The following is a 19,605-nucleotide window of genomic DNA, read 5'->3' on the forward strand; positions in this document are numbered from 1 at the left end:
ACCGGTGCTCGACTTCACTGACCCACGGGAACGGAGGTCAGGATGGCTTGCAGCGGGCGTTGATACCTGTTCGAACCTATCCAGTAGCGCCCAGCTCGAAACGGCAACGAACGCGAGGCAAAAAATGCTGCGAGATGCCGCGCCCGCAACGCCGGATAGGTCCACGTCTCCTCTTATGTTGGCCTGACAGGATCCAGCCGGTGCGGTCATGTGCACAGGCAAGCAGGTACACCCGGAATGAAGGGCCGACGCTGGAACGCTGGAGCATCCGAAGCACCGTGCGACCGGCCCATGATCCGAACGGTAACAGTCCCGATACAGAAGAAGCCAGTGAACCACGCCTTTTTGCAATCGGACGGAGAATGATAGATTCGGAGGACACCCCTCGCCCGGCTCCCCCATGCCTCCGCAACAGCTTTCCCATATCGTGGACCGCAGCCTCAAGGCGAGCACTTGGCTTGTCGTTCTCCTGACACTTGCCGCACTGCTCAGCTCAGTCGGCCTGCTCGTTGTCCAGCACAGGGTCAGCGTCGGATACAAAATGCTCTTTGCCGCCGATTCACTTGCCGACGATGTCCAGACCATGCGACTGCGGATGGGCGCATGGGTCATCAAGGGCGACAAGAACGCCCGCGACGACTGGTGGGATGCTGTACGGGACGGGCGGGCCCACCTCGCGCGGCTGAAGAGCCTGGCTGATCCCGATACGGCAAAGGCGCGATCGATCGCTGGTCTCAGCGAGCAACTGCAGCGGCGTGTCGATACGGCATCCCCGCTTCTGGCCGACCCGGACGCCAACGAGCGTGAGGCGCGCATCGAAATTCTGATGGGGGACTATTACCAAGGAATCAACGCGCGGCTCATGGACGGAATCCACAATTTCAGCCAGGACCAGCAGGACCGGCTCACCGTGCTTGAACAAAGAGAGGACATCGTGCTTTCTGCCGCAGGTCTGGTCCTCGTCGCGCTCGTCGCGTGGTCCATCCTCTCGCTGCGGAGAAGTCGGCACACTGCCGCGCGGCTGATCCGGAGCCTGGACGACGCCTTAAGGACGACAGCACGCCAACGCGGCGAACTGGAAGCGTTCATTGATGCCGCGCCGCTTGCCGTATTCCATGCTGACAGGACTGGCCGTCCAACGTGGCTCAATGAGGATGCCGAGGAACTCGTCGGTGCGGAACGCGGAACCGATGTTGTAGAGACAATGAAGGAAGGCCTGCATGTCGACGACCGCGACCGGCTGGTCAGCGCATGGCATCATCTGCTCAACGAGGCAACCGACCTCGACGAAGTGTTCCGGATGCGCAGCCGCACGGGAGAAACTCTTTGGGCCCACGCCCATGCGTGCCCCGTCCGAGTTGGGCACGAGGTCACAGGATTTGTCGCAGTCTTGCGTGACATCACCCCGGAAACACTTCTCCGGGAGGAACTGACCCGAAGCCGATTGCAGTTGCAGCGCATCACGGATGCAGTCCCTGCCCTCATTGCACGCGTCGATTGTTCAGAGCGTTATTGCTTCGTCAATGCAACCTATGGCGCATGGTTCGATGCCGCTCCAACCTTGGGCGAATCGATGCGCGATTTCCTGGGAGACACAGCGTACAACCGCATCGTCCCGTACGTTCGGCAGGCACTGGATGGCCACACCGTGCGCTTTGAGATGCCCCGCCAGCACATACGTGGGCGAGACTTTGTCGGCGATGTGACCTACACGCCGGAGATCACGGAGGACGGTAGCGTCGCTGGCTTTTACATCATGGTGACTGATGTCTCCGAGCGCAAGGAGCTCGAAGAGAACCTTTTCAAGGCAAACGAGATGGCCCAGGTCACCCTCGACTCCATCGGCGATGCCGTAATCACCACCGATGAAGCGGGCATCGTTACCTTTGCGAACAGGCGTGCCCAAACCCTGCTTGAGAAGCCCGCGGCCAGACTGTTGGGCCGTCCGATCGAGGACGCGGTCAAACTCGTCGATGGAACCGGACGACCTAGCGAGAGTTCGCTTCGGCGCGCTCTTGTGGAGCGTCGCCTGGTGGACATGCTTCAGCCCCGGAAACTCGTTCTCGACGAACGAACGCTTCTCGATGTCGAGGATGTGGCCGCACCCATCGAGACACGAAATGGTGAACTTGCCGGAGGAGTGCTGGTGGTACGGGATGTGAGCATTGCGCAAGCTGTCGCCGATCGGATGCGTCAGCTTGCCGAGGCAGATCCACTAACGGGTCTTCCCAACCGCATGGTCTTTGAACAGCGCACACGCGAAGCACTTGCCTCGCGCGGGGTCAACGACTGCCTGGCATTGCTCTACATGGATCTCGACGGCTTCAAGGCCGTCAATGACACGTATGGTCATGACGCTGGGGACGAGTTGCTGCGGCAATTCGCCAGACGACTCTCCGCGGTTGCTGGACCACTCGATATGGTCTGCCGGCTTGGTGGAGACGAATTCGTGGCTCTGCTGCGGCCAGTGGAAGACTCCGCAGCTGCACTGCGTCGCGCAGGGCTTTTCGTCGAGGCAGCCGCGGATTCTTTTGCCTGGCAGGGAATTGCCCTGCACGTCACGTTGAGTGTCGGCATTGCATGCGTCCCCATTGACGGAACGGATGCCCTCACCCTGCTCCGAAAGGCCGATGCAGCGCTTTACGCCGCCAAGCGCAATGGCCGAAACCGGGCTGTGCGGTTCGGCACCCCCGCAGTCGAAGGACGTCAGGAGTGACCGAAGCGGAGCGCTGAACGGCACCACAGCGTGTCATGCATCGTACATGCCGGTGCCCGCGTCAATGAATTTGGCAATTTCCAGCAGACTGTTGCGAAGCAACAGCAGCCTCTGCCATCCTCTTCTTGTTCATTGGCGAATCAACGGAGATTGGGATGGACCTCCACGACATTGTGGATGACGCCCACGCCCTTGCGTCATCGATTGAAAGTGGCGAAATTGACGAGGCGGTCTTCCGGGCGGGAAGGATAGCCGAGACGGCAGCTGCCGACGAGGCCCTCAAGATTGTGCTCGCTGCACACCGCGTCATGGCCGCACTCGCGACTCGGCGATCCGGCGAAGGAGAGCTGGGAGAGGCCTTGAGTGCATTGGCACGCTCGATCGAAATCCGCATGGAACAGCAATCAGGTCCGTTCTCCGGCCTGCATCCGGATTCCCTGCAACTCAATCGGCGTGGCAATTTGCGCGCCGTGCTCGATGAGCTCGAAGACGAAGGCATTGCGAGCTTGCAGACGCAGGCGCGCTTCCTGCGGGTAAATTGCGTGCTTCTCGAGAAGATGCTCAACGGCGGCTACATCCCCGAGGTCCTTGCGCGCGAGGTTGAATGGGTGATGCAGCGACGGACCGGCTGGATGGACGAAGATCCGTATACGCGTGACTTATGACCACGTGCAAGGAGTGACCCATGCATACACTTCCCCGCCCCATCCATTTCAGCATCGAATGCATCGATCGCACCGGCACCTCATTGCTCGCAGAGGTGACCGCGACCCAGGATGACGCGGATTCGCCGTTTGTGTGGCACGCCGTTTTCCCTGCGTCTGGAACTCCGCCGGCCGAGATGCTTGGTTCATCGCGATCGCTTGCAGACGTTCGTGAGGACATCCAGTCGAAAGTGCGGCGGTTATTGGCCGATGGCGGTGTCCGGGTGCGGGCTGCGGACCCCGGGACAGGTAGCAAGAGCCCGCGGGACGAAGAGTAAATGCATTCGGCATCGAAGAAGAGAAGCGTCAAAACCTTCCATCTACCAATCCGTTTTTCGCCGGCTTTCGGCGTGACACGTCGACTAGTGACAGACCTTCCGGCCATGAAGCTTCATTCATGAAGTGTCCGAGGGAAGCGAAACCTATCCTTCGCCCTCCCTGCGCCTGAGTTCCGTCAGCAGAAGGCACATGTTATCAACGGCCGTCCGCAGGCCTTCCGGACCGGCCCTGACAAGTACGTGCGCCTGGCGCAGCTGGTCGTCCCAGGTCGTTGAAGCATCATGACCTGCCAGAAGACGCAGCCTGTCGACTGTGACCAGGACTTCCTCGGTCAGCGGTTGATCGTCCAGAGCAGCAAGCCCTAGCGCAACTTCGGCAAGAGCGCATGCAACAGACGACTCCGGGCCGTCGGGATGCACGTAGAGTAGACAATGTTTCGCCGCCCAAAAGCGCGTATAGGCGTTCAAAAGGTTCCACGTCATGGCTCAGCTGGAAAGTGGTTGCGATTCATCAGGCGCATTGACCAGTTCCGCAAGAATAGGTACGCCGTGTGGATCTGCCGTCGACAGATTCACCTTGAGCGCACCTATTGCGCGGCCCGCGCCAAGTGGCTACGTGCCAGCACGAGTGTCGCGACCGCGACGACTGCTGACAGCGCCGAGCTCGCCAGGAGGGTCAGGATACCGAAGATCCGGTACGCGGCAGCAGCCATGACACCGCCGGTGACGAAGCCGCCAATGACCACCGCGCATACGACCACGCGGCGCCTGTCGAGGACCGTTCCGCCGAGTCGCTGTCCCGCCGCGACGCCGAGGTCCGTAAACATCCCTGTGAGGTGCGATGTCCGCAGCAGCGCCCCGGACACGACGGAGGTGAGTCCGTTTTGAAGGCCGACGGCGAAAGCACACAGGCCGAGGGCAGCCATGAGATTCGTCGTTCCAAGTCCGGCGGCCGCTGCTATCACCACTGACTCGCCACCCACCAAAGCCGCAGCGGTCCTTGTCGGAACCCATCGGGGGGATCGGGATGCCCATCCGCTGGTAGCGCACCCCATTGCATACAGTGTGATAACAAGCGCTGCGTGGGCCAGAACGGCGGTGTCACCGGTGCCCAGACCAATGGCGCCCTCCGTCGCGACTCCGGTCAGATGGGTTACCCCGCCGTGGCGCAACGCCATCAGGGCCACGACGTTCACGGCGCCTGCCGCCGCAGGAAGGCAAAGAGCCCACAGCCATGCCCAACGGGGTAACACTGGAACCATACCGGCATTTTCCTTCAGTTCTCGCCGCCCATCATTCCAGGCGCGCCTCATGCTGCCATGAATCTAACCCAGAGTTCGATGTGGCCGCACGCGTGGAGGTGGTCAATCGGCCGCCGTTCGGGTACCAGAAATTGCCGCAGGCTGTGTCCGTTTGCACGCGTTTGCGCCAAACACGGCAAATCCCCCGTTTGGGGGAAGAGGATGCCCGGGCAAGGTGTAAGGTTGGGACGATTTGACCGGTATGGACGAGATGGCTGGGCCCCTATCCCCTTTCCCCACAGGGCTGACCTCGACCGAGGCCCTGCGACTTGTGCAAGAGGCGCAACGATGCCTTGACTGCACCTTCCCGCCGGATACCGTCGCGTGCACCCACTACCTTCTCCGCGCGCTGCAACTTCTCAAGGACCCCTCGGCGGGTGCGTCAATCCCTGTCGCGTCACGTGAGGCAACTATCCACATCGATGGATCGGCAGGTCGAATGCGGCTCTCCTCGTCGCATGCCGGTGGCCACACAGGGCCAATGCCGACGGCGCGGGCTCCGACGTCAGACGCTTACGCTACGCGCGCTTACCTTCCGCACCACCGGTACAGGGCCGCGCAAATCGAACATGCCCGAATGCTGCTGGGTACAACCCAAGAGCGGGTTGGCGCAATTTCATCGACATGCGGGTTCAGCGATCAGGCGCACTTCACTCGCGTCTTCAAGGCAAGCACAGGACTTACGCCGCTTGCGTACAGGGCGAAATACACCCGTCATGGCCAAGATTGAGCATCCAGGCGGTTGTCGGCTCACCTTTCAGCGCTTGACGGTTCTGGGACATGGCGGGTGTGCAGTGCGTGACCGAGAATGGCATCGTCCGAGTGTAGTTCCAGCGTTGCGATCGCGCCGGTTTTTTCATCGTATCGCGTCGTCCAGCCTGGGCCATGAGATCGCAGGGACCGCGGCGACAGCGGGCTGCGCGAACAAAAACCCTTGCTGCAGCGACACCCCAAGGTCGAGGAGCGCACGACATTCGTCCAGCGTCTCGACCCCCTCGCCGATGACCTGGATCGCAAGGTCCTGGCAGAGGTCAACGACATGGCGGACAATGAGTTGCCGAGAGCGGCTCGCATGGATTCCCCGGACCAGACCGATGTCGAGCTTCGCCAGATCCGGCTGGAAGTCAGCGAGCAGATTCAGCCCTGCGTACCCTGCCCCAAAGTCGTCGATCGCGGTGAGAAAACCGTGCGCCTTGTATGCCGCCAGGATGCCCACCAGATGGTCGTGGTCGGTGACCTCCTCGTGCTCCGTGACTTCGAAGATAACCCGCCCCAATGGCCAATGGGCCGCCGCGGCTGCAGCGAGCGTCGCCTTGAGGCAGTGCTCGGGGTTATACACGGCATTTGGCAGGAAGTTAATCGACAACATGCCGGGCGGCTCAACGAGCGCGGCTGTCCGGATCGCTACAATCCGGCAGGCTTGATCGAAGGCGTACCGGTTCTCATGTCGCACCGATGCAAGCACTGCGCTGGCACCCTCGCCGTTGTTTCCGCGGACCAGCGCTTCGTGGGCGAAGACCGTCCGCGCACGGACATTGACGATCGGTTGAAAGGCCATCGTGATGCGTTGCGCGACTTCGGCGGCATTGCCGCACCCTTGGCAAATTGCATGCGTCATTGTCCCTCCTCCGGATCGATTGAGCATACAGGTCCAGTCGCTGACGTTCGTGACGACGCAACCCTGGCATGCGGCCGTCTCCTTGCTCACCTGTCATGGAGTTCAATTTCAAGGTCAGCCGCATGCGACATCCTGCCCGCCGCCGATTCAATCACGCCTGAGGATGACCGGGTACGATCTTCCCAAGTGTCCTGACGGAGAACGGTCATGTTCCAGCATATCCTCATCGCAACCGATGGATCGGATGTATCGGATCGCGCAGCCAGCCACGCCATTGAACTCGCGTCACGCCTGGATGCGCGGATCCTCGCGCTCCACGTGGTCTCGGCGCTCCCGGCGTACGCATACTTCGCCCAAGGCATCGAAGGGGCCATGCCTGACCCCGATGAGACCTCAGAGGAGGCAGCAGAGCGTCTTGAACGTGTCCGGAGCCTGGCTGAGGCGCACGGCGTACCTTGCCGCGTGCAAAGCGTCATTGACGGACGGCCCTACTGCGAGATCGTCGCCATTGCAGAACGGGAAGGCTGTGACCTCATTGTGATGGGCTCGCACGGCCGCCAGGGGCTGGACCGCTTGCTGCTTGGAAGCGAGACGCATAAGGTCTTGCTCAGCACGCGCCTACCGGTGCTCGTGTGCCAGTAGACCCACGGAGGCAGCTGGACAATGGATGAATATGTCGTGCGGTCCTGGGCCCTGCGGCACCGGGCGGGAAGAGACGAGACTTCCCTCTCCCCGTCGGGGGGCTTCCGACCTGAAGGAAGGTCATCGTCCACCGGCACGCCGGCGCAGCATTTGCCGTTCAGCGGGAGATGAAACACGAGACTCACGCCAGCTTCCTGCGTCGGCTCAGCCAGAGGTAGGCGCCACTGCACAGCACCGATATCAACAACAGGTCGAACAGGGACCAGACGACCTTCATGGCGAGTCCTCCGACGTTGCCGAAATGCAGCGGCCGCGACAGTTCGATGCAGCGTAGGTACCATGGCATCGGCAGCACCGCCGTCACCTTGCCGGTTCGCGCGTCCACCATCACCGGCTGATACAGCTCCGCCGTGAGTGTGCTGGCGCCCCGCGCCCAGAAGATGAAATGCACCGGCGTGCCGTACGGGCTGCCGGGAAAGACCACGCCGGTGACGAGCATGCCCGGCACGGCGCGCGTTGCCGTAGCGAGCGCCGCATCCAGCGATACCCTCGCTGCCGGCCCCACCGGTGGAACACCCGCATCCGCGCCGGCGATTCGTGGTGTCACTTCCCTGGCCTGCCAGAGGTCGAACAAAGGACGCTCGAGCTCGTTGAGCAAGCCGGTGAAGGCGACCACGCAGGCCCATGCGACCAGCACGATCCCGTGGAAATTGTGCCGATCCAGCCACGCCTGGCGCGTGCGTTTGCGCCTTACCTTGCCGAAGCCGGCGCCACGGTTGAACGGCGCGTAGATGATCACGCCCGAGACCAGGGAAGCGAGGAAGCACAACGCCACCGTCAGCATGACCCACGTGCCGGTGTTCCCCATGAACATAGATTCGTGAATATTGTGCACCGCGTTGATGAAGGCATCGCCCGGGCCATTGTCCGCACGGCCCGTCACCACTTCGGCACCGGTCGCCGCATCGAACACGGTGCTTACGGCATGATCGGGGTCGTCGCGAAACGCGCCCCACGTTGGCGCCGTGGTGACTGCCACCCGGGCATGCCGTGGATCAAGGAAGGTGGCCACCACGACCGTGCCAGGTTGCGCACGCTCCACCGAGGCGAGCATCGCATCGAGCGGAGCGCGCCCCGGTTGCGCCGAGAGCCGCGGCAGTGAAGGGTCGAACGCATCAATGATCTCATCCGAGAACACCAGCGGCAACCCGGTGAGGCACGCCACCAGCAGGAATGCCGTCGCGACCAGGCTGGACCACGTATGCATGCGGTCCCACGCCTTCAGGGTGCTGCTCTTCACCGTGCTTTACCAGCTGAAGGTGGCTTTGGCCATCCAGGCGCGGCGCAGGCCGTACTGGCAACCCAGCTCACCCTGGCAGCTACCGATGTATTCCTTGTCGAACAGGTTCTGTGCGTTCAGCGAGAAACGCCACTGTGGTATCTCATAGCGGATTGCCGCATCGACCAGCGTGGTGGAGGGCAAGCGGATCGTGTTGGCCAGGTCGCCGTAGGTCGAGCCGACGTAACGCAGACCGCCCGCCACGCCGAAGCCACGCAGCGCGCCGGAGAGGAACGTCTTGTCCAGCCACAGGTTGGCCATGTTGCGCGGCACGTCACGCGGGCGCTTGCCCTGCGTGCCGTCGTTGTTGCGCAGCTGCACGCCGTTCATCCAGGTGTAGCCGGTGATAAGGCTCAGCCCGTTGCCGAGATCGGCGACGGCGGAAAGCTCCGCGCCACGCACGCGCACTTCGCCCGACTGCACCTGGAATTCCGGGTGGTCGAGGTCCGTAGTGAGCACGTTGGACTGGGTGAGCTGGTACACCGAAGCCATGACATAGCTGTTCTGGCCACGCGGCTGGAACTTCACGCCTGCCTCGTAGCTCTTGCCAAGGTTCGGTTTGAACGGCGAGCCTTCGAACGACGTGCCGGTGGACGGTGTGAACGCCGTCGAGGCATTGATGTACGGCGCGATGCCGTTATCGAACAGGTAGACCAGGCCCGCGCGCCAGGTGAAGCGATTGGACTTCTGCGTATCGCTGGCTCCTTCGAGGCGGTCGATCGTCTGCGTGCTCGCCCAATCCTGGCGCACGCTTACCGTGGCTGCCCAGTGGTCGATGCGCATCTGGTCCTGGGCATAGGTGCCCAGCTGGCGGATGGTGTGGGTCACGCTGTAATCGACCGGCGGAAGGTCGACGGTGATTCCGTACACCGGCGCATAGATGTCCAGCGAGGGAATCTCCGGATCCTGTTCGGCCCAGCGATCTTCCGCATGCAGGTAGTCGACGCCGGCGAGCAGTGTGTGGCGCACCTGGCCCGTGTCAAAGCGGAACTCCGCCTGGTTGTCCACGCCCGCCACGTCACTGCTCGCCTGCGTACGGAAGCCGTAGCGATCCAGCGTGCGCAGATCGTCCTCGAGCCCCGCGGAGCCGATGATCGAATAATCCAGGTTCGCATGCGCATAGCGTGCGTTCTGGCGGAAGGTGACCACATCATTGAAGCGGTGTTCGAACTCGTACCCCAGCGCGTACTCGCGACGCGCGAAGCGATCGAAGTTCGGATCGCCATCGTAGAAATCCGAAGGGATCTTGCCGTTCGGGTTGCCCCACAACGTGCCCTGTATCGGCAGGTCGTTGGGCGGGCTGTTGGCGTCGCGATAGCTGTAGTGAGTGAGCAGGGTGAGGTGCGTGTCATCCGAGGGCGCCCATGTCACGGCCGGGGCGATGAACACGCGCTTGTCGCGCACATGGTCGGTCTGGGTGCCGGTGTCCAGCCCCAGCCCGGTGACGCGGTACAGCCAGTGACGGTCCTTATCCAGCGGGCCGGAGAGATCGAACGCCCCCTGTGCCCGCCCATACGCACCAGTGGCGGCGGATAGTTCGTGCAACGGCGTATCCAGTGGGTGCTTGCTCACCACGTTCACCATGCCGCCCGGGCTGGTGGCCTGGCCGTACAGCACCGACGAAGGGCCACGCAGCACTTCCACGCGGTCCAGGCCTTCGGTCTCGATCACGGGCGCCAGCACCGTGAAGTACGTGAGCGTGGAAAGCCCGTCGAGGTACGGGTTGGCATCGGGGAAGCCACGCAGCGAGAAGTAGTCCGCCTTGGTTTCCACGCCGCCGAACTCCTCGGCAAGCACCCCCGGGGTGTAACGCAGGGCCTGGCTCACGCTCTCCACCGCGCGCGCATCGAGCTGATCGCGGGTGATCACGGTGATCGACTGCGGCGTTTCGAGCAACGGCGTGCTGGTCTTCGTCGCCGCCATGGTTTCGTGCGCCACATAGCCCGAGGTGAGGCCGGTGACGGTGATTGCGTCGAGCGACGTGGTCGAGGTGCGCGCGTCGCTGCTGACCTGAATGAGCAGCACGCCGTCTTTTTCGGTGGCGACGAGGTGGGTACCGGCGAGTATGCGGGTGAGCGCCTGCCGTGAGGTGTAGTGGCCACTGAGCGCCGGCGCCTGCAGGTTGCGCACCAGGGCGGGATCGACCGCCAGCTGCACGTGCAGCTGCGCGGCGAGGGTGTTCAATGCCTGGCCAAGCGGGGCGGCCGGCACGTCGATATCCACCGCCGTCTCCCTTGGCGTATCCGCGAAAGCCGGCGTGGTTACTGAAAAGGCGAGCACGAGGGCCGCGGCCAGGGCGGCCGGGGCAGCAAGACGAAGACGCATGGAACGGGTTCCCTGGAACTGGATCGATAGTCGTAGACGCACGACCCGTCCCGAACCTGACATCGAAAGTTATCGCGACCCCTGGCGGGCGACGATGCGCACCTCGGCACCCTGTCGCTCGAGGCTCACCGGCAGGATGTGCGGGAGCGCTTTGGCGAACGCATCGGCGTTGCCCACGGTGAAACTGCCGGTGACATGCAGGCCACGGGCGGAAGGCGCGACCGCGAGGTGGGTATCGCCGTAACGCTCCAGTTCGGCCACCGCATCCGGCAGCGGCGTGTCATCGAACACCACGCGGCCGTCGCGCCAGGCTTCGCCGGCGCCGTTGGCCAGCCGCGCCGGCAAGCCGAGCGGCGCGACGTGCGCAGCCTGCCCGGCAAGCAGATCCACGCGGCCCTGCCCGCGCGGGTCGGTGACCTGCACGTGCCCCCGGGTCACGCTGATGTCGGTACCGCGCGATACCAGCCCGGTGGGCGTCTCGCGCACGCCAAAGCGGGTGCCAACGACGCGGACCTGCGCCGTGGCCGTGTGCACGACGAACGGTCGCGCCACGTCGTGGGTGACATCGAACAAGGCCTGCCCCGACGAGAGCGCCACGTCGCGGCCGTTTTCCGAAAGCCGGACGCTGATCACCGTGCCGGTGTCCAGCCAAACCAGGCTGCCATCGGCCAGCGTCACCTGTCGCTGTTCACCGCGCGCCGTGCGGTAGGCCTCGGCCACCGCGGCTGGCGGCGGCATGCGCTGCCACCACACGACGCTGCCCGCCACCGCGACGACGAACACGGCGGCGGCCGCAACCAGCGCGGCCCGGCGCAAACGTGCGTTCCGGCGGCGGCGACGATGGGCCGGGGCCACGTCATCGAGGAAGGCCCAGGTGCTGCGCAGGCGCGCAAGCGCCGCGCCATGGGCGGGGTCCTCGGCCAGCCACTTCGCCAGGGCCTCGCTTTCCGCGCGCCCGAGGCCACCGTGCGCACGCACGAGCCAACCCGCCGCGGCTTCGTCGGGCGAGGTGGCGCGATCGGTCGGTTCGTCCGGCGACGGCGGGATTCCGTGCATCAGGGGCTCCATGGCGTACAGGGCTGACGCCTCAGCCGGTGAAAACCTGACATGGATGCGCCTCAGCGGCGATTGTAACGGTCATCGCAGGCGCGGCATGCCAGCAGCGCACGGATGATGTGCTTCTCCACGGCGTTCCGCGTGATGCCCATGCGGGCGGCCACTTCGGCGTGGGGAAGCTGTTCGAACTTGTGCAGCACGAACGCCTCGCGGCATCGCGGGGGCAGGCTTTCGATGACCGCAAGCATGGCGACCACATGCTGCTGCGAGGCAGTCGCGTTTTCCGGCTGGGTAGCGTCCGGCGCCTGCAGACCGTGCCATTCGTCAATGTCAGTATGCTGGCGAACCCTGGCCCGGCGGTGTCGGTCCACCAACAGGTTGCGCGCAATGCGGTAGAGCAGACTGCGGAAATCGCGCGTTTCGCGGCCGGCGGCCTCAGCGCCAAGCGCTCGGGCATACGTCTCCTGGGCGAGATCGCCGGCGGCGTCGCCATCGTGCAGTTGTCCGCGAAGGAACCCCCACAGCTCGTTGTAGTAGCGCTCGACCACGACCGGTCACATGCGAATGATTCTCGCTATTGTACAGAACTGACGTGGACCCGCCACAACGCCGCCCCTGGCATCAATCGCCTGCGGCACCCGGCCTCCTGTCTGGCAAGAAGCGCGCCACAAGCCAGTCCTGGATGCACCGGGCCAACGGCGCCGAACCCTCGCGGCCGGCACGCCAAGGCATGCCCCAAAACGGCGCGTCCCGCCCGCCCGTGGGATCAATGTGGAAACGGTAGACGGGCACATTCTGCTCGCCACCGTGGTCAGGCCCCAGAGGAAGATCGCTGCCTGAAGGAGGGTCCGAACTCATGAGCGGGTGCAGTTCTGCGATTGCTGCATGGCACGCCGGATCGGCTCTCCTGTCGAACGGCGGTGCACTTTCGGCATTGGACGCCACGGCCGGATGCGCAACCGCACGCGTCTTGGCCTCCGTGTGGACACTTGCCACCACGCCGATCGCCTATGGTCCACGCTTCGTTTACCTGACTGCGGAAGCCACGCGGGCCTCCGCGTCGCGATCATTTCGCGAACCACCCGTGCCAAGGAAGCAGATGCCGCTCTGAGTCAGCCCGCGGGGCATTCCGCTCTGCTGTAGACCGACTGCGCCCCTTTCGTGACGTCTCGGCCGGCGGTACTCTCGATCGGAACGGGCATGGATCAGAAACACTTGGACGCGAAGCATCCATCCGAAGGTGTCAGTGTAGAACTTGTGCTGGATGCCACCGCGCTGGGCAAAGCGGCGCTTTCGCGCGATTTTGACGAAGCGAGGTTCAGGGCCGGACTGATCGCCGTCAAAGCAGAACTGGCCGGTCTCGACGACATCGCTTACGAGGCGCTCCAGCTGAGCCTTCTCCTCGGCCCACCGGGCACATGTCCCGGACAAGGGTACGGTGAGGGACTTCTGCGCCTGGTCGGGGCGATGGGGGTTGACCTCGGTGCCCCTGATGACTGACAGCATTCTGCCCGCGCTCCCTGATTCTCTATCGCGCTCAAGTCACTTTGCGCTGCACGGCCGTGTCGGCTTGAAGCAACGAAAATCCGTGACGCGCCTCCCATGCCGCATGAGCGCGTTGAAGCTTGCACCGGGCACGCTAAGGTGCCGGGGAACGCGCCGCAAAAAAAGACCCGGCGGCGGGGCTCTGCGTTACCGCCGGGTGGCCCGGGAGTGGGCGAAATGGTGGCCGGAGGCCGCGGCCGCCTTTCCCTTATCGTCGGGTTGGGCGCCGTGGCGAACCGCCGCACCATGCAAGGCCCACCTTTAAACCCCGAGCCAACTGGGGTTATGACGATCACGGCTGATGCTGGTGGAAGACAGGTGAGAACCACGCCGCGCGCGCGTATTCGACGCGTGATGCATGACCGACAGAGCGTTCTGCCTACGGCCCGGTCAAGGAAACTGCTGCTCACGGGAAGTCGTTCAGTCAGATGGTGCCCGGCAGCTCAATCCGACGCCAGCATGCGGAACGCAATCGCTACGGGCGCAACGATAAACCCATAGCGAGACAGGTGAGCCGCAGCACCGCTTCGACATTCAGGCGGAGGACCAATAGATGCGTCGCAATGGGGGTTCCGCGAAAGCGCCTCGATAGCCATGACCGGCGTTGTTGGCCAGGATATCGACTCTCCATCCTTTCGCGGTGCAGGCGTCCAGCAGGCGCGCTCCGCTTTGAGAGTCCGCGAGATCATCCGCCGCCGTCAGCGTTTCGGTACCGTAAGAATTTTCGAGATTTGCGGCAAGTGCGAGTAATTCGTCGCTCTCGGGCGCAACGAGGATCAGGCGATGGCCGCGCTTGGCGAACTGATGCGCGAGGTGCTGTCCGATGCCACTGGTGGCGCCGGTGAGGAGGACCGTTTCGTTGGTCATGGTCCGCTCCGCTGGAAAGCATTATCTAGCGCCGCACACCGTCGTCATCACGTGTCTTTGGCGAGGACACCGTCGCACTTCACGCATGTATCCGGCGCCTTTACCTAGCTCGCACAGACCCACAATTGCTTTTGTGAAAAATAAGACCGTCGGCGGCGGAAAGCGCGACGCCTCAACTCCCTACGTCCTCATGCGCGCTCGGAGATCAGCAATGGCAAACTCCAATAACACCGGCAATCGTGGCGGCGACAAGGCTTCGCACGAGCAACATGTGCGTGCCGGCGAACAGTCGCACAAGAACAGTCCGGGGCGGTCGGACAACACGCCGTCCTCAGGCGGGACCTCTCGCGGGGGAAGCAGCGAGCAGCACGCGAAGGCAGGTTCTCAGAGCCATAAGAACCGCGACTGATGCATGCGCAGGCGGGGGACGATGCCCCCGCCTGGCCCGCGTCGCACGCGCGGGGAGACCCCCTCGTGAACCCTTTTCCCGACGCCAACCGGTTCCGAGCCAACGGAGTGGCACCCTCCGGCCACCTCTGAATTGACGCGTTCCATCCGAGCGTTTTTTGTGCAGGCCGGATGCTGCCGAGGATGCATCAGCTTCCCTGCTTACTTTGGCGCCGCTTCGCGGTAAGGTTGCTCGGAGGCCTGCGTCAGGGACCGCCAGTTGCGAAGCGATTATCGTGTCCCAGGTCCGAGCAAGACGCAGATGGATATCGCGCAGAAACAGACCCGGCGCCGCCGGGCGCACTTTCCAGCACAAGGATGCCACCCCTTGAACCTCCCACCGTCTTCCTCTCCGTCTTGGGTGCTGACAATCACGGCGGCAGGGTTCCTGCTGCTGGGTATTGTGCTGGGCGCCCTTGGTGTTCGCCTGGCGACTTTGGACGGGTCGCTTTATTACCTGCTGTTTGGTCTCGGACTCATTGCAGTCGCCATCCTGCTCTACCGGAAGCATCCCGCAGCACTCTGGCTGTACGCCGTCATGCTGTCCCTCACCACGGCGTGGGCGTTGTCCGAGGTCGGGGTTGATTTCTGGCAGCTTCTGCCCCGCCTGGATGTCTGGTTCGCCCTTGGCATTTGGCTCACCCTGCCGCTGGTCCGCCGCCGTCTCACGGCGTCCCGGGCGCCCTATGCAAGCGCCGCGGTGATGGTGAGCCTGGCAATTCCATTCATCGTAGCGATCATCAGTCTTCCCCGCGAGCCAACGACCATCAAAGGCCAGTTGGCACGCGGACTCGACGCGGTCCTTCCCGATGCAACGCTCGGGCCCGACGGCGACGCGCCTGGGGAATGGCATTCATACGGCGGTACACCATTTGGCCAGCGATACTCGCCGCTCCACCAGATCACCGCAAAGAATGTCGGCAACCTGCAGGTGGCCTGGGAGTTCCATACCGGAGACTTGCCCGGACCTGACGACCCCCTCGAGATCACCAACCAAGTCACCCCGCTGAAGGTCAAAGACACCCTGTATGTGTGTACTCCGCACAGCATCGTGATTGCCATCGATGCGACCACGGGCAGGGAGCAATGGCGTTTCGACCCGAAAATCAAAAGCGCCAACGGCAGTTTCAAACAGTGGGAACACATGACGTGCCGCGGGGTGTCGTATCACAACGACGCCGACTACGTCCCCGCTGACGCGTCCCTTGGCGGTCTGTCGGCCGACTGTCCTCGCCGGCTCTTCCTGCCGACGGCCGATGCGCGGCTCATCGCGCTCGACGCCGATACCGGCCGAATCTGCAAGACCTTTGGCGAGAACGGGACGGTCCAGCTGCTGACGGATAACCTGGACGGGCGCATGCTGCCGGGCGGCTACTACTCAACCTCACCGCCGGCGATTACGAAAGACCTCGTGATCATCGGCGGCCACGTGAGCGACAACTATTCCACACACGAGGCGTCGGGGGTCGTCCGCGCGTTCGATGTGCACGACGGGCATCTGGTGTGGAACTGGGATGCGGGCAACCCTGACGAGACCGCACCGCTGCCGGTTGGCCAGCACTACACCCCCAATTCGCCCAACGTTTGGTCAATCATGAGCGTCGATGAGGGCTTAGGGCTGGTTTATCTGCCCATGGGCAATCAGACGCCGGACGCGTGGGGTGGGCAGCGCACGGCGGGGGCCGAGAAATACGCGGCCGGCGTGGTCGCCCTGGACATTGCCACCGGCAAAGTGCGCTGGAACTATCAATTCACGCACCACGACTTGTGGGACAAGGATGTCAGCGCTCAGCCCACGTTGGTTGACCTGAAAACGCCAAACGGCGTCCAGCCGGCCCTGATTTCGACCAGCAAACAGGGCAGCATTTATGTGCTCAATCGGCTGACCGGGCATCCCATCTTCCCTATCGATGAGGTGCCCGTAGCGCAAGGTGCGGCGCCAGGCGATCATACGGCGCCGACCCAGCCGCGCTCGCGTCTCAACTACGATCCGCCGCGGTTGACGGAAGCGGCGATGTGGGGCACGACCCCGTTTGATCAGGTGATGTGTCGCATCCGGTTTAAATCGATGCGCTACGAGGGACCTTACACGCCGCCGGGGCTGACGGAAACGTTGGTTCACCCAGGCAATGCGGGCGTGTTCGACTGGGGTGGTATATCGGTCGATCCGGTGCGGCAGATTGCGTTCACCAATCCCAACTCGTTCGCTTTTGTCTTCCGCCTGGTGCCTGCGACCGAGGTGGCAAAGCGCGAGGCTTCAACCAGCGAGAGTTCGGGTGTCCACCCTGATACGGGAGCACCGTTCGGCGTGGAGATTTCCCCGCTGTTGAGTGTCCTGGGCATCCCGTGCCAAGCGCCGCCCTGGGGCTGGGTATCGGCCGTGGATCTGACGACCGGAAAGGTGATCTGGAAACACAAGAACGGCACCACGCGTGATACTGCACCGTTCGGCATACCACTGCCATTGGGCGTTCCAGGCCAGGGCGGTACGCTGATCACGGCCGGTGGGGTCGCGTTTTTCGGCGCTGCGATCGACGACTATCTCAGGGCCTACGACGTCACCGACGGCAGGCAGCTCTGGAGCGCGCGTCTGCCAGCCGGTGGTCAAGCGACACCCATGAGCTTCAAAGGCAAAGACGGCCGCCAGTACATCGTCATCATGGCCGGCGGGCACGGATCCCTCGGCACAAAGATGGGCGATGCGGTCATGGCCTATGCACTGCCTGCGCAATGAGCACCACGCGTCCCTCCACGCACTGAGGGGCGCATGCCAAGGCAGCCAGGATCGCTGCAAGGTCACGAAGGGAATAGCGGCGCAGCAACTTAAGAGGCCGACGGCGAGCGTTCTCACGCGCGGGTCGTTCGCCTCGGGGCAGTTCGGTGCAGAATGCCAGGTCAGTGCCGCGGCGCGGACAGCTCAGCTCCCACCAGAACGGCCATTTGGACAGGGTACGCCCAGCTCCCGGTCCTGCCAGGAGCACGGCATGACATTGGCTCGCCCCTTGCGGACCCGCGTCAATGACGCGCCCATGGCGGCACGTGGCGAAGCGCTCGCTGCCGTTGCTCGGTTACGCCAGTAGCCGCAGCATATCGCCAGGGGTCTGGCGGTCCTGGCAGCCGCCACGCGGGGACATGGCACGACACGCAAATCATCCCGGCCTGGACTTGAACGGCCGTTCCGATGCCACATGGGAGATGGCCAGCCGTCACGCTGACCGCTGTCTACTGCCGTTTACCGCCAACCAATGTCTCTGGTACCGCTGGCCGATCGCGCGTCAGGCGCCAATTCCGACTTCCGCATCTCGCCCTGCACTGCCCGGCCAAGCTTCACGAGGCACCCCTGAATCATCACGCCGTCCCGGCGGCGGTATCGCGCCAAAGGCTACGTTGTCGTTGCGCGATTCTCGATGTACTGGGGCACAGGCAGCGCCGCGAGCCACGGTTCGCGGCGCTTGACCCAGAGCTCATAGGTCGGTGCGAACAGCCCGGGTGCGTCGAAATGGCCGGCGTACAACTCGATTTCCTGCGCTGACTCATCCTCCCAAAGGACAACGGTGCCGCACAAGGCGCAGGCTTCGCGCCGCCCGGTGGCGCTATCGACCTCGACCCGTGTGCCATGCACCGCGACATGTGCTGCGGGGAAGACCACAAACAGCAAAAACGGTGCGCCGGAACGCTTTCGACAATCCAGGCAATGACACAAGCCGCATCGCAATGGGTCACCCTGCACGACGAAGGATACCTCGCCACAACGACACCCGCCTCGCTTCATGAGTTGCTCCCGCACACGCTATGGAAGCCACGACCCTGCCGGGCCCAGCGCAAAGATGCTGTGAGGGTCATCCGCGGCAAAGCCGGGCGGAAATATCCGCAAATGCTTCACACCCGGAACGCAGCTTACCGCTTGCAAAGCGCCGGACGATCCACAGGCGGGGGCGCTGGTGCCGTTTTTGCGGCAGCGCGGCGCGGACGCCGGGGGTAAAACGGTGCCATGCTCGTTGCTTGTCCTCCCCTTGTTGACCCCCTCCCGTTGCAGTTGCGTCGACTGGCCAACCTGCGCCGGCTGATTGAGCAATTGCAACGCGAAGGACTGCGCACTCGTGACGCACAAGCCGACGCACTCGGCGGCCTGACGGCGGACCGCGTGGATGCGCTCCTGGCCGGCGCACCCCTGACAGACGCCTTCGCCCGGGAGATAGAGTGGATCATGCACCGCCCTCGGGGCTGGCTGGACAGGCGCCACCGTTGCGTTCTGGACCGATAAGGCCGCGCCCCTTTGCGCATGGGAGAATGACGGATACCGGCGGCGGCTGGCGGGCAGCCGGACGGCTGGAGCAATGAGTTCACCAGAAGTGCTGAAATCGCGTATTTTGCGTCACTGGTGCACCGAGTTGTTCCCCCGCCACGCATCCGTTGCTGCACACTGCGTTCCGGAGGAATCGGGATTCATCTCGGTGCGGCTGGGCACATTTCCGCCGAATGCAGCCAGTCAACCGTCCGAGCTGTCCATCCATCCTTCGCGCTTGCGCATCACAAGCTCAACTTCCCGCGCGAAGACGTCCGGGCTCGGCGCGCCATCCATCATGTCGCCCAGAAACCGGCTGCCCACGTGCAGGGCGCGTGCCTGATCACCCAATCGGGCGATGCCGGAGGATCGCAATTCATGCAGGACACGGGCGAGTTCCGTATGCCGACATTGCTGTAGTTCCTCTGGGTGCATCGCCCTCCCCCGCGCTTGGGCGCTGCGGTGCCTTGCGCGCTATGCAG

General features: G+C 63.6%; 17 protein-coding genes. 7 read left to right on the forward strand and 10 right to left on the reverse strand.

Annotated features, from left to right (window positions below):
- The first annotated feature begins 400 nt into the window (after positions 1 to 400).
- The 3 genes from ACZ6YI_RS11410 to ACZ6YI_RS11420 all read left to right on the forward strand — a co-directional run bounded on the left by ACZ6YI_RS11410 (position 401) and on the right by ACZ6YI_RS11420 (position 3,698).
- The gene (locus ACZ6YI_RS11410) at positions 401 to 2,716 is read left to right on the forward strand and encodes a sensor domain-containing protein (protein ID WP_465778755.1); all 2,316 of its coding nucleotides are present in this window, start codon (positions 401 to 403) and stop codon (positions 2,714 to 2,716) included.
- 155 nt (positions 2,717 to 2,871) lie between these two features.
- On the forward strand, positions 2,872 to 3,381 hold the full coding sequence (locus ACZ6YI_RS11415) for a hypothetical protein (RefSeq protein ID WP_465778756.1): 510 nt from the start codon (positions 2,872 to 2,874) through the stop codon (positions 3,379 to 3,381).
- A gap of 20 nt (positions 3,382 to 3,401) precedes the next feature.
- Entirely contained in the window at positions 3,402 to 3,698 is a 297-nt protein-coding gene (locus ACZ6YI_RS11420; protein ID WP_465778757.1) for a hypothetical protein, read from the forward strand.
- A gap of 144 nt (positions 3,699 to 3,842) precedes the next feature.
- Here ACZ6YI_RS11420 and ACZ6YI_RS11425 read toward each other — a convergent pair whose 3' ends face one another.
- Both ACZ6YI_RS11425 and ACZ6YI_RS11430 read right to left on the reverse strand, forming a co-directional pair.
- A complete protein-coding gene (locus ACZ6YI_RS11425; protein ID WP_465778758.1) occupies positions 3,843 to 4,181 on the reverse strand; it encodes a hypothetical protein in 339 nt (112 codons plus the stop codon).
- Positions 4,182 to 4,285: 104 nt separating this feature from the next.
- Positions 4,286 to 5,011, reverse strand: a complete 726-nt coding sequence (locus ACZ6YI_RS11430) for a YoaK family protein (protein ID WP_465778759.1) — start codon at positions 5,009 to 5,011, stop codon at positions 4,286 to 4,288.
- A 469-nt stretch (positions 5,012 to 5,480) separates the two neighbouring features.
- On the opposite strand from ACZ6YI_RS11430, the gene ACZ6YI_RS11435 reads away from it, so the two are divergent.
- A complete protein-coding gene (locus ACZ6YI_RS11435) occupies positions 5,481 to 5,729 on the forward strand; it encodes a helix-turn-helix domain-containing protein (protein ID WP_465778788.1) in 249 nt (82 codons plus the stop codon).
- A 126-nt stretch (positions 5,730 to 5,855) separates the two neighbouring features.
- On the opposite strand, the gene ACZ6YI_RS11440 is transcribed toward ACZ6YI_RS11435, so the two are convergent.
- The gene (locus ACZ6YI_RS11440) at positions 5,856 to 6,617 is read right to left on the reverse strand and encodes an EAL domain-containing protein (RefSeq protein WP_465778760.1); all 762 of its coding nucleotides are present in this window, start codon (positions 6,615 to 6,617) and stop codon (positions 5,856 to 5,858) included.
- 207 nt (positions 6,618 to 6,824) lie between these two features.
- Here ACZ6YI_RS11440 and ACZ6YI_RS11445 point away from each other — a divergent pair, with 207 nt between their 5' ends.
- A complete protein-coding gene (locus ACZ6YI_RS11445) occupies positions 6,825 to 7,259 on the forward strand; it encodes a universal stress protein (RefSeq protein WP_465778761.1) in 435 nt (144 codons plus the stop codon).
- 181 nt (positions 7,260 to 7,440) lie between these two features.
- Here ACZ6YI_RS11445 and ACZ6YI_RS11450 read toward each other — a convergent pair whose 3' ends face one another.
- From ACZ6YI_RS11450 to ACZ6YI_RS11465, 4 genes are all read right to left on the reverse strand, one after another.
- Positions 7,441 to 8,559, reverse strand: coding sequence for a PepSY-associated TM helix domain-containing protein (locus tag ACZ6YI_RS11450; RefSeq protein WP_465778762.1), 1,119 nt, complete (start codon positions 8,557 to 8,559; stop codon positions 7,441 to 7,443).
- A 6-nt stretch (positions 8,560 to 8,565) separates the two neighbouring features.
- A complete protein-coding gene (locus ACZ6YI_RS11455) occupies positions 8,566 to 10,923 on the reverse strand; it encodes a TonB-dependent siderophore receptor (RefSeq protein ID WP_465778763.1) in 2,358 nt (785 codons plus the stop codon).
- Positions 10,924 to 10,992: 69 nt separating this feature from the next.
- The gene (locus ACZ6YI_RS11460; protein WP_465778764.1) at positions 10,993 to 11,979 is read right to left on the reverse strand and encodes a FecR family protein; all 987 of its coding nucleotides are present in this window, start codon (positions 11,977 to 11,979) and stop codon (positions 10,993 to 10,995) included.
- A 62-nt stretch (positions 11,980 to 12,041) separates the two neighbouring features.
- Positions 12,042 to 12,527: an RNA polymerase sigma factor gene (locus tag ACZ6YI_RS11465; protein WP_465778765.1), complete on the reverse strand. Its 486-nt coding sequence runs from the start codon at positions 12,525 to 12,527 to the stop codon at positions 12,042 to 12,044.
- A 652-nt stretch (positions 12,528 to 13,179) separates the two neighbouring features.
- Here ACZ6YI_RS11465 and ACZ6YI_RS11470 point away from each other — a divergent pair.
- Positions 13,180 to 13,479 carry a hypothetical protein gene (locus tag ACZ6YI_RS11470; RefSeq protein ID WP_465778766.1) on the forward strand — a complete coding sequence of 100 codons (300 nt, stop codon included), beginning with the start codon at positions 13,180 to 13,182 and terminating at the stop codon, positions 13,477 to 13,479.
- Positions 13,480 to 14,058: 579 nt separating this feature from the next.
- On the opposite strand, the gene ACZ6YI_RS11475 is transcribed toward ACZ6YI_RS11470, so the two are convergent.
- A complete protein-coding gene (locus ACZ6YI_RS11475) occupies positions 14,059 to 14,391 on the reverse strand; it encodes an SDR family NAD(P)-dependent oxidoreductase (RefSeq protein ID WP_465778767.1) in 333 nt (110 codons plus the stop codon).
- Between the two features lie 709 nt (positions 14,392 to 15,100).
- Here ACZ6YI_RS11475 and ACZ6YI_RS11480 point away from each other — a divergent pair.
- Entirely contained in the window at positions 15,101 to 17,572 is a 2,472-nt protein-coding gene (locus tag ACZ6YI_RS11480; RefSeq protein WP_465778768.1) for a glucose/quinate/shikimate family membrane-bound PQQ-dependent dehydrogenase, read from the forward strand.
- A gap of 648 nt (positions 17,573 to 18,220) precedes the next feature.
- Here ACZ6YI_RS11480 and ACZ6YI_RS11485 read toward each other — a convergent pair.
- Positions 18,221 to 18,610, reverse strand: coding sequence for a GFA family protein (locus ACZ6YI_RS11485; RefSeq protein ID WP_465778769.1), 390 nt, complete (start codon positions 18,608 to 18,610; stop codon positions 18,221 to 18,223).
- 717 nt (positions 18,611 to 19,327) lie between these two features.
- Positions 19,328 to 19,558 (reverse strand): hypothetical protein, encoded by a 231-nt coding sequence (locus tag ACZ6YI_RS11490; RefSeq protein ID WP_465778770.1) that lies wholly within the window; start codon positions 19,556 to 19,558, stop codon positions 19,328 to 19,330.
- Positions 19,559 to 19,605 lie beyond the last annotated feature (47 nt).

The organism is Luteibacter sp. NPDC104163 (genome assembly GCF_055584245.1).

Coding starts and splice junctions, on each gene's coding strand:
- ACZ6YI_RS11435 (WP_465778788.1), top strand. CDS start 5,481: ATGCCGACGGCGCGGGCTCCGACGTCAGACGCTTACGCTACGCGCGCT.
- ACZ6YI_RS11490 (WP_465778770.1), bottom strand. CDS start 19,558: ATGCACCCAGAGGAACTACAGCAATGTCGGCATACGGAACTCGCCCGT.
- ACZ6YI_RS11475 (WP_465778767.1), bottom strand. CDS start 14,391: ATGACCAACGAAACGGTCCTCCTCACCGGCGCCACCAGTGGCATCGGA.
- ACZ6YI_RS11420 (WP_465778757.1), top strand. CDS start 3,402: ATGCATACACTTCCCCGCCCCATCCATTTCAGCATCGAATGCATCGAT.
- ACZ6YI_RS11415 (WP_465778756.1), top strand. CDS start 2,872: ATGGACCTCCACGACATTGTGGATGACGCCCACGCCCTTGCGTCATCG.
- ACZ6YI_RS11425 (WP_465778758.1), bottom strand. CDS start 4,181: ATGACGTGGAACCTTTTGAACGCCTATACGCGCTTTTGGGCGGCGAAA.
- ACZ6YI_RS11410 (WP_465778755.1), top strand. CDS start 401: ATGCCTCCGCAACAGCTTTCCCATATCGTGGACCGCAGCCTCAAGGCG.
- ACZ6YI_RS11440 (WP_465778760.1), bottom strand. CDS start 6,617: ATGACGCATGCAATTTGCCAAGGGTGCGGCAATGCCGCCGAAGTCGCG.
- ACZ6YI_RS11480 (WP_465778768.1), top strand. CDS start 15,101: ATGGATATCGCGCAGAAACAGACCCGGCGCCGCCGGGCGCACTTTCCA.
- ACZ6YI_RS11455 (WP_465778763.1), bottom strand. CDS start 10,923: ATGCGTCTTCGTCTTGCTGCCCCGGCCGCCCTGGCCGCGGCCCTCGTG.
- ACZ6YI_RS11485 (WP_465778769.1), bottom strand. CDS start 18,610: ATGAAGCGAGGCGGGTGTCGTTGTGGCGAGGTATCCTTCGTCGTGCAG.
- ACZ6YI_RS11460 (WP_465778764.1), bottom strand. CDS start 11,979: ATGCACGGAATCCCGCCGTCGCCGGACGAACCGACCGATCGCGCCACC.
- ACZ6YI_RS11470 (WP_465778766.1), top strand. CDS start 13,180: ATGGATCAGAAACACTTGGACGCGAAGCATCCATCCGAAGGTGTCAGT.
- ACZ6YI_RS11445 (WP_465778761.1), top strand. CDS start 6,825: ATGTTCCAGCATATCCTCATCGCAACCGATGGATCGGATGTATCGGAT.
- ACZ6YI_RS11430 (WP_465778759.1), bottom strand. CDS start 5,011: ATGAGGCGCGCCTGGAATGATGGGCGGCGAGAACTGAAGGAAAATGCC.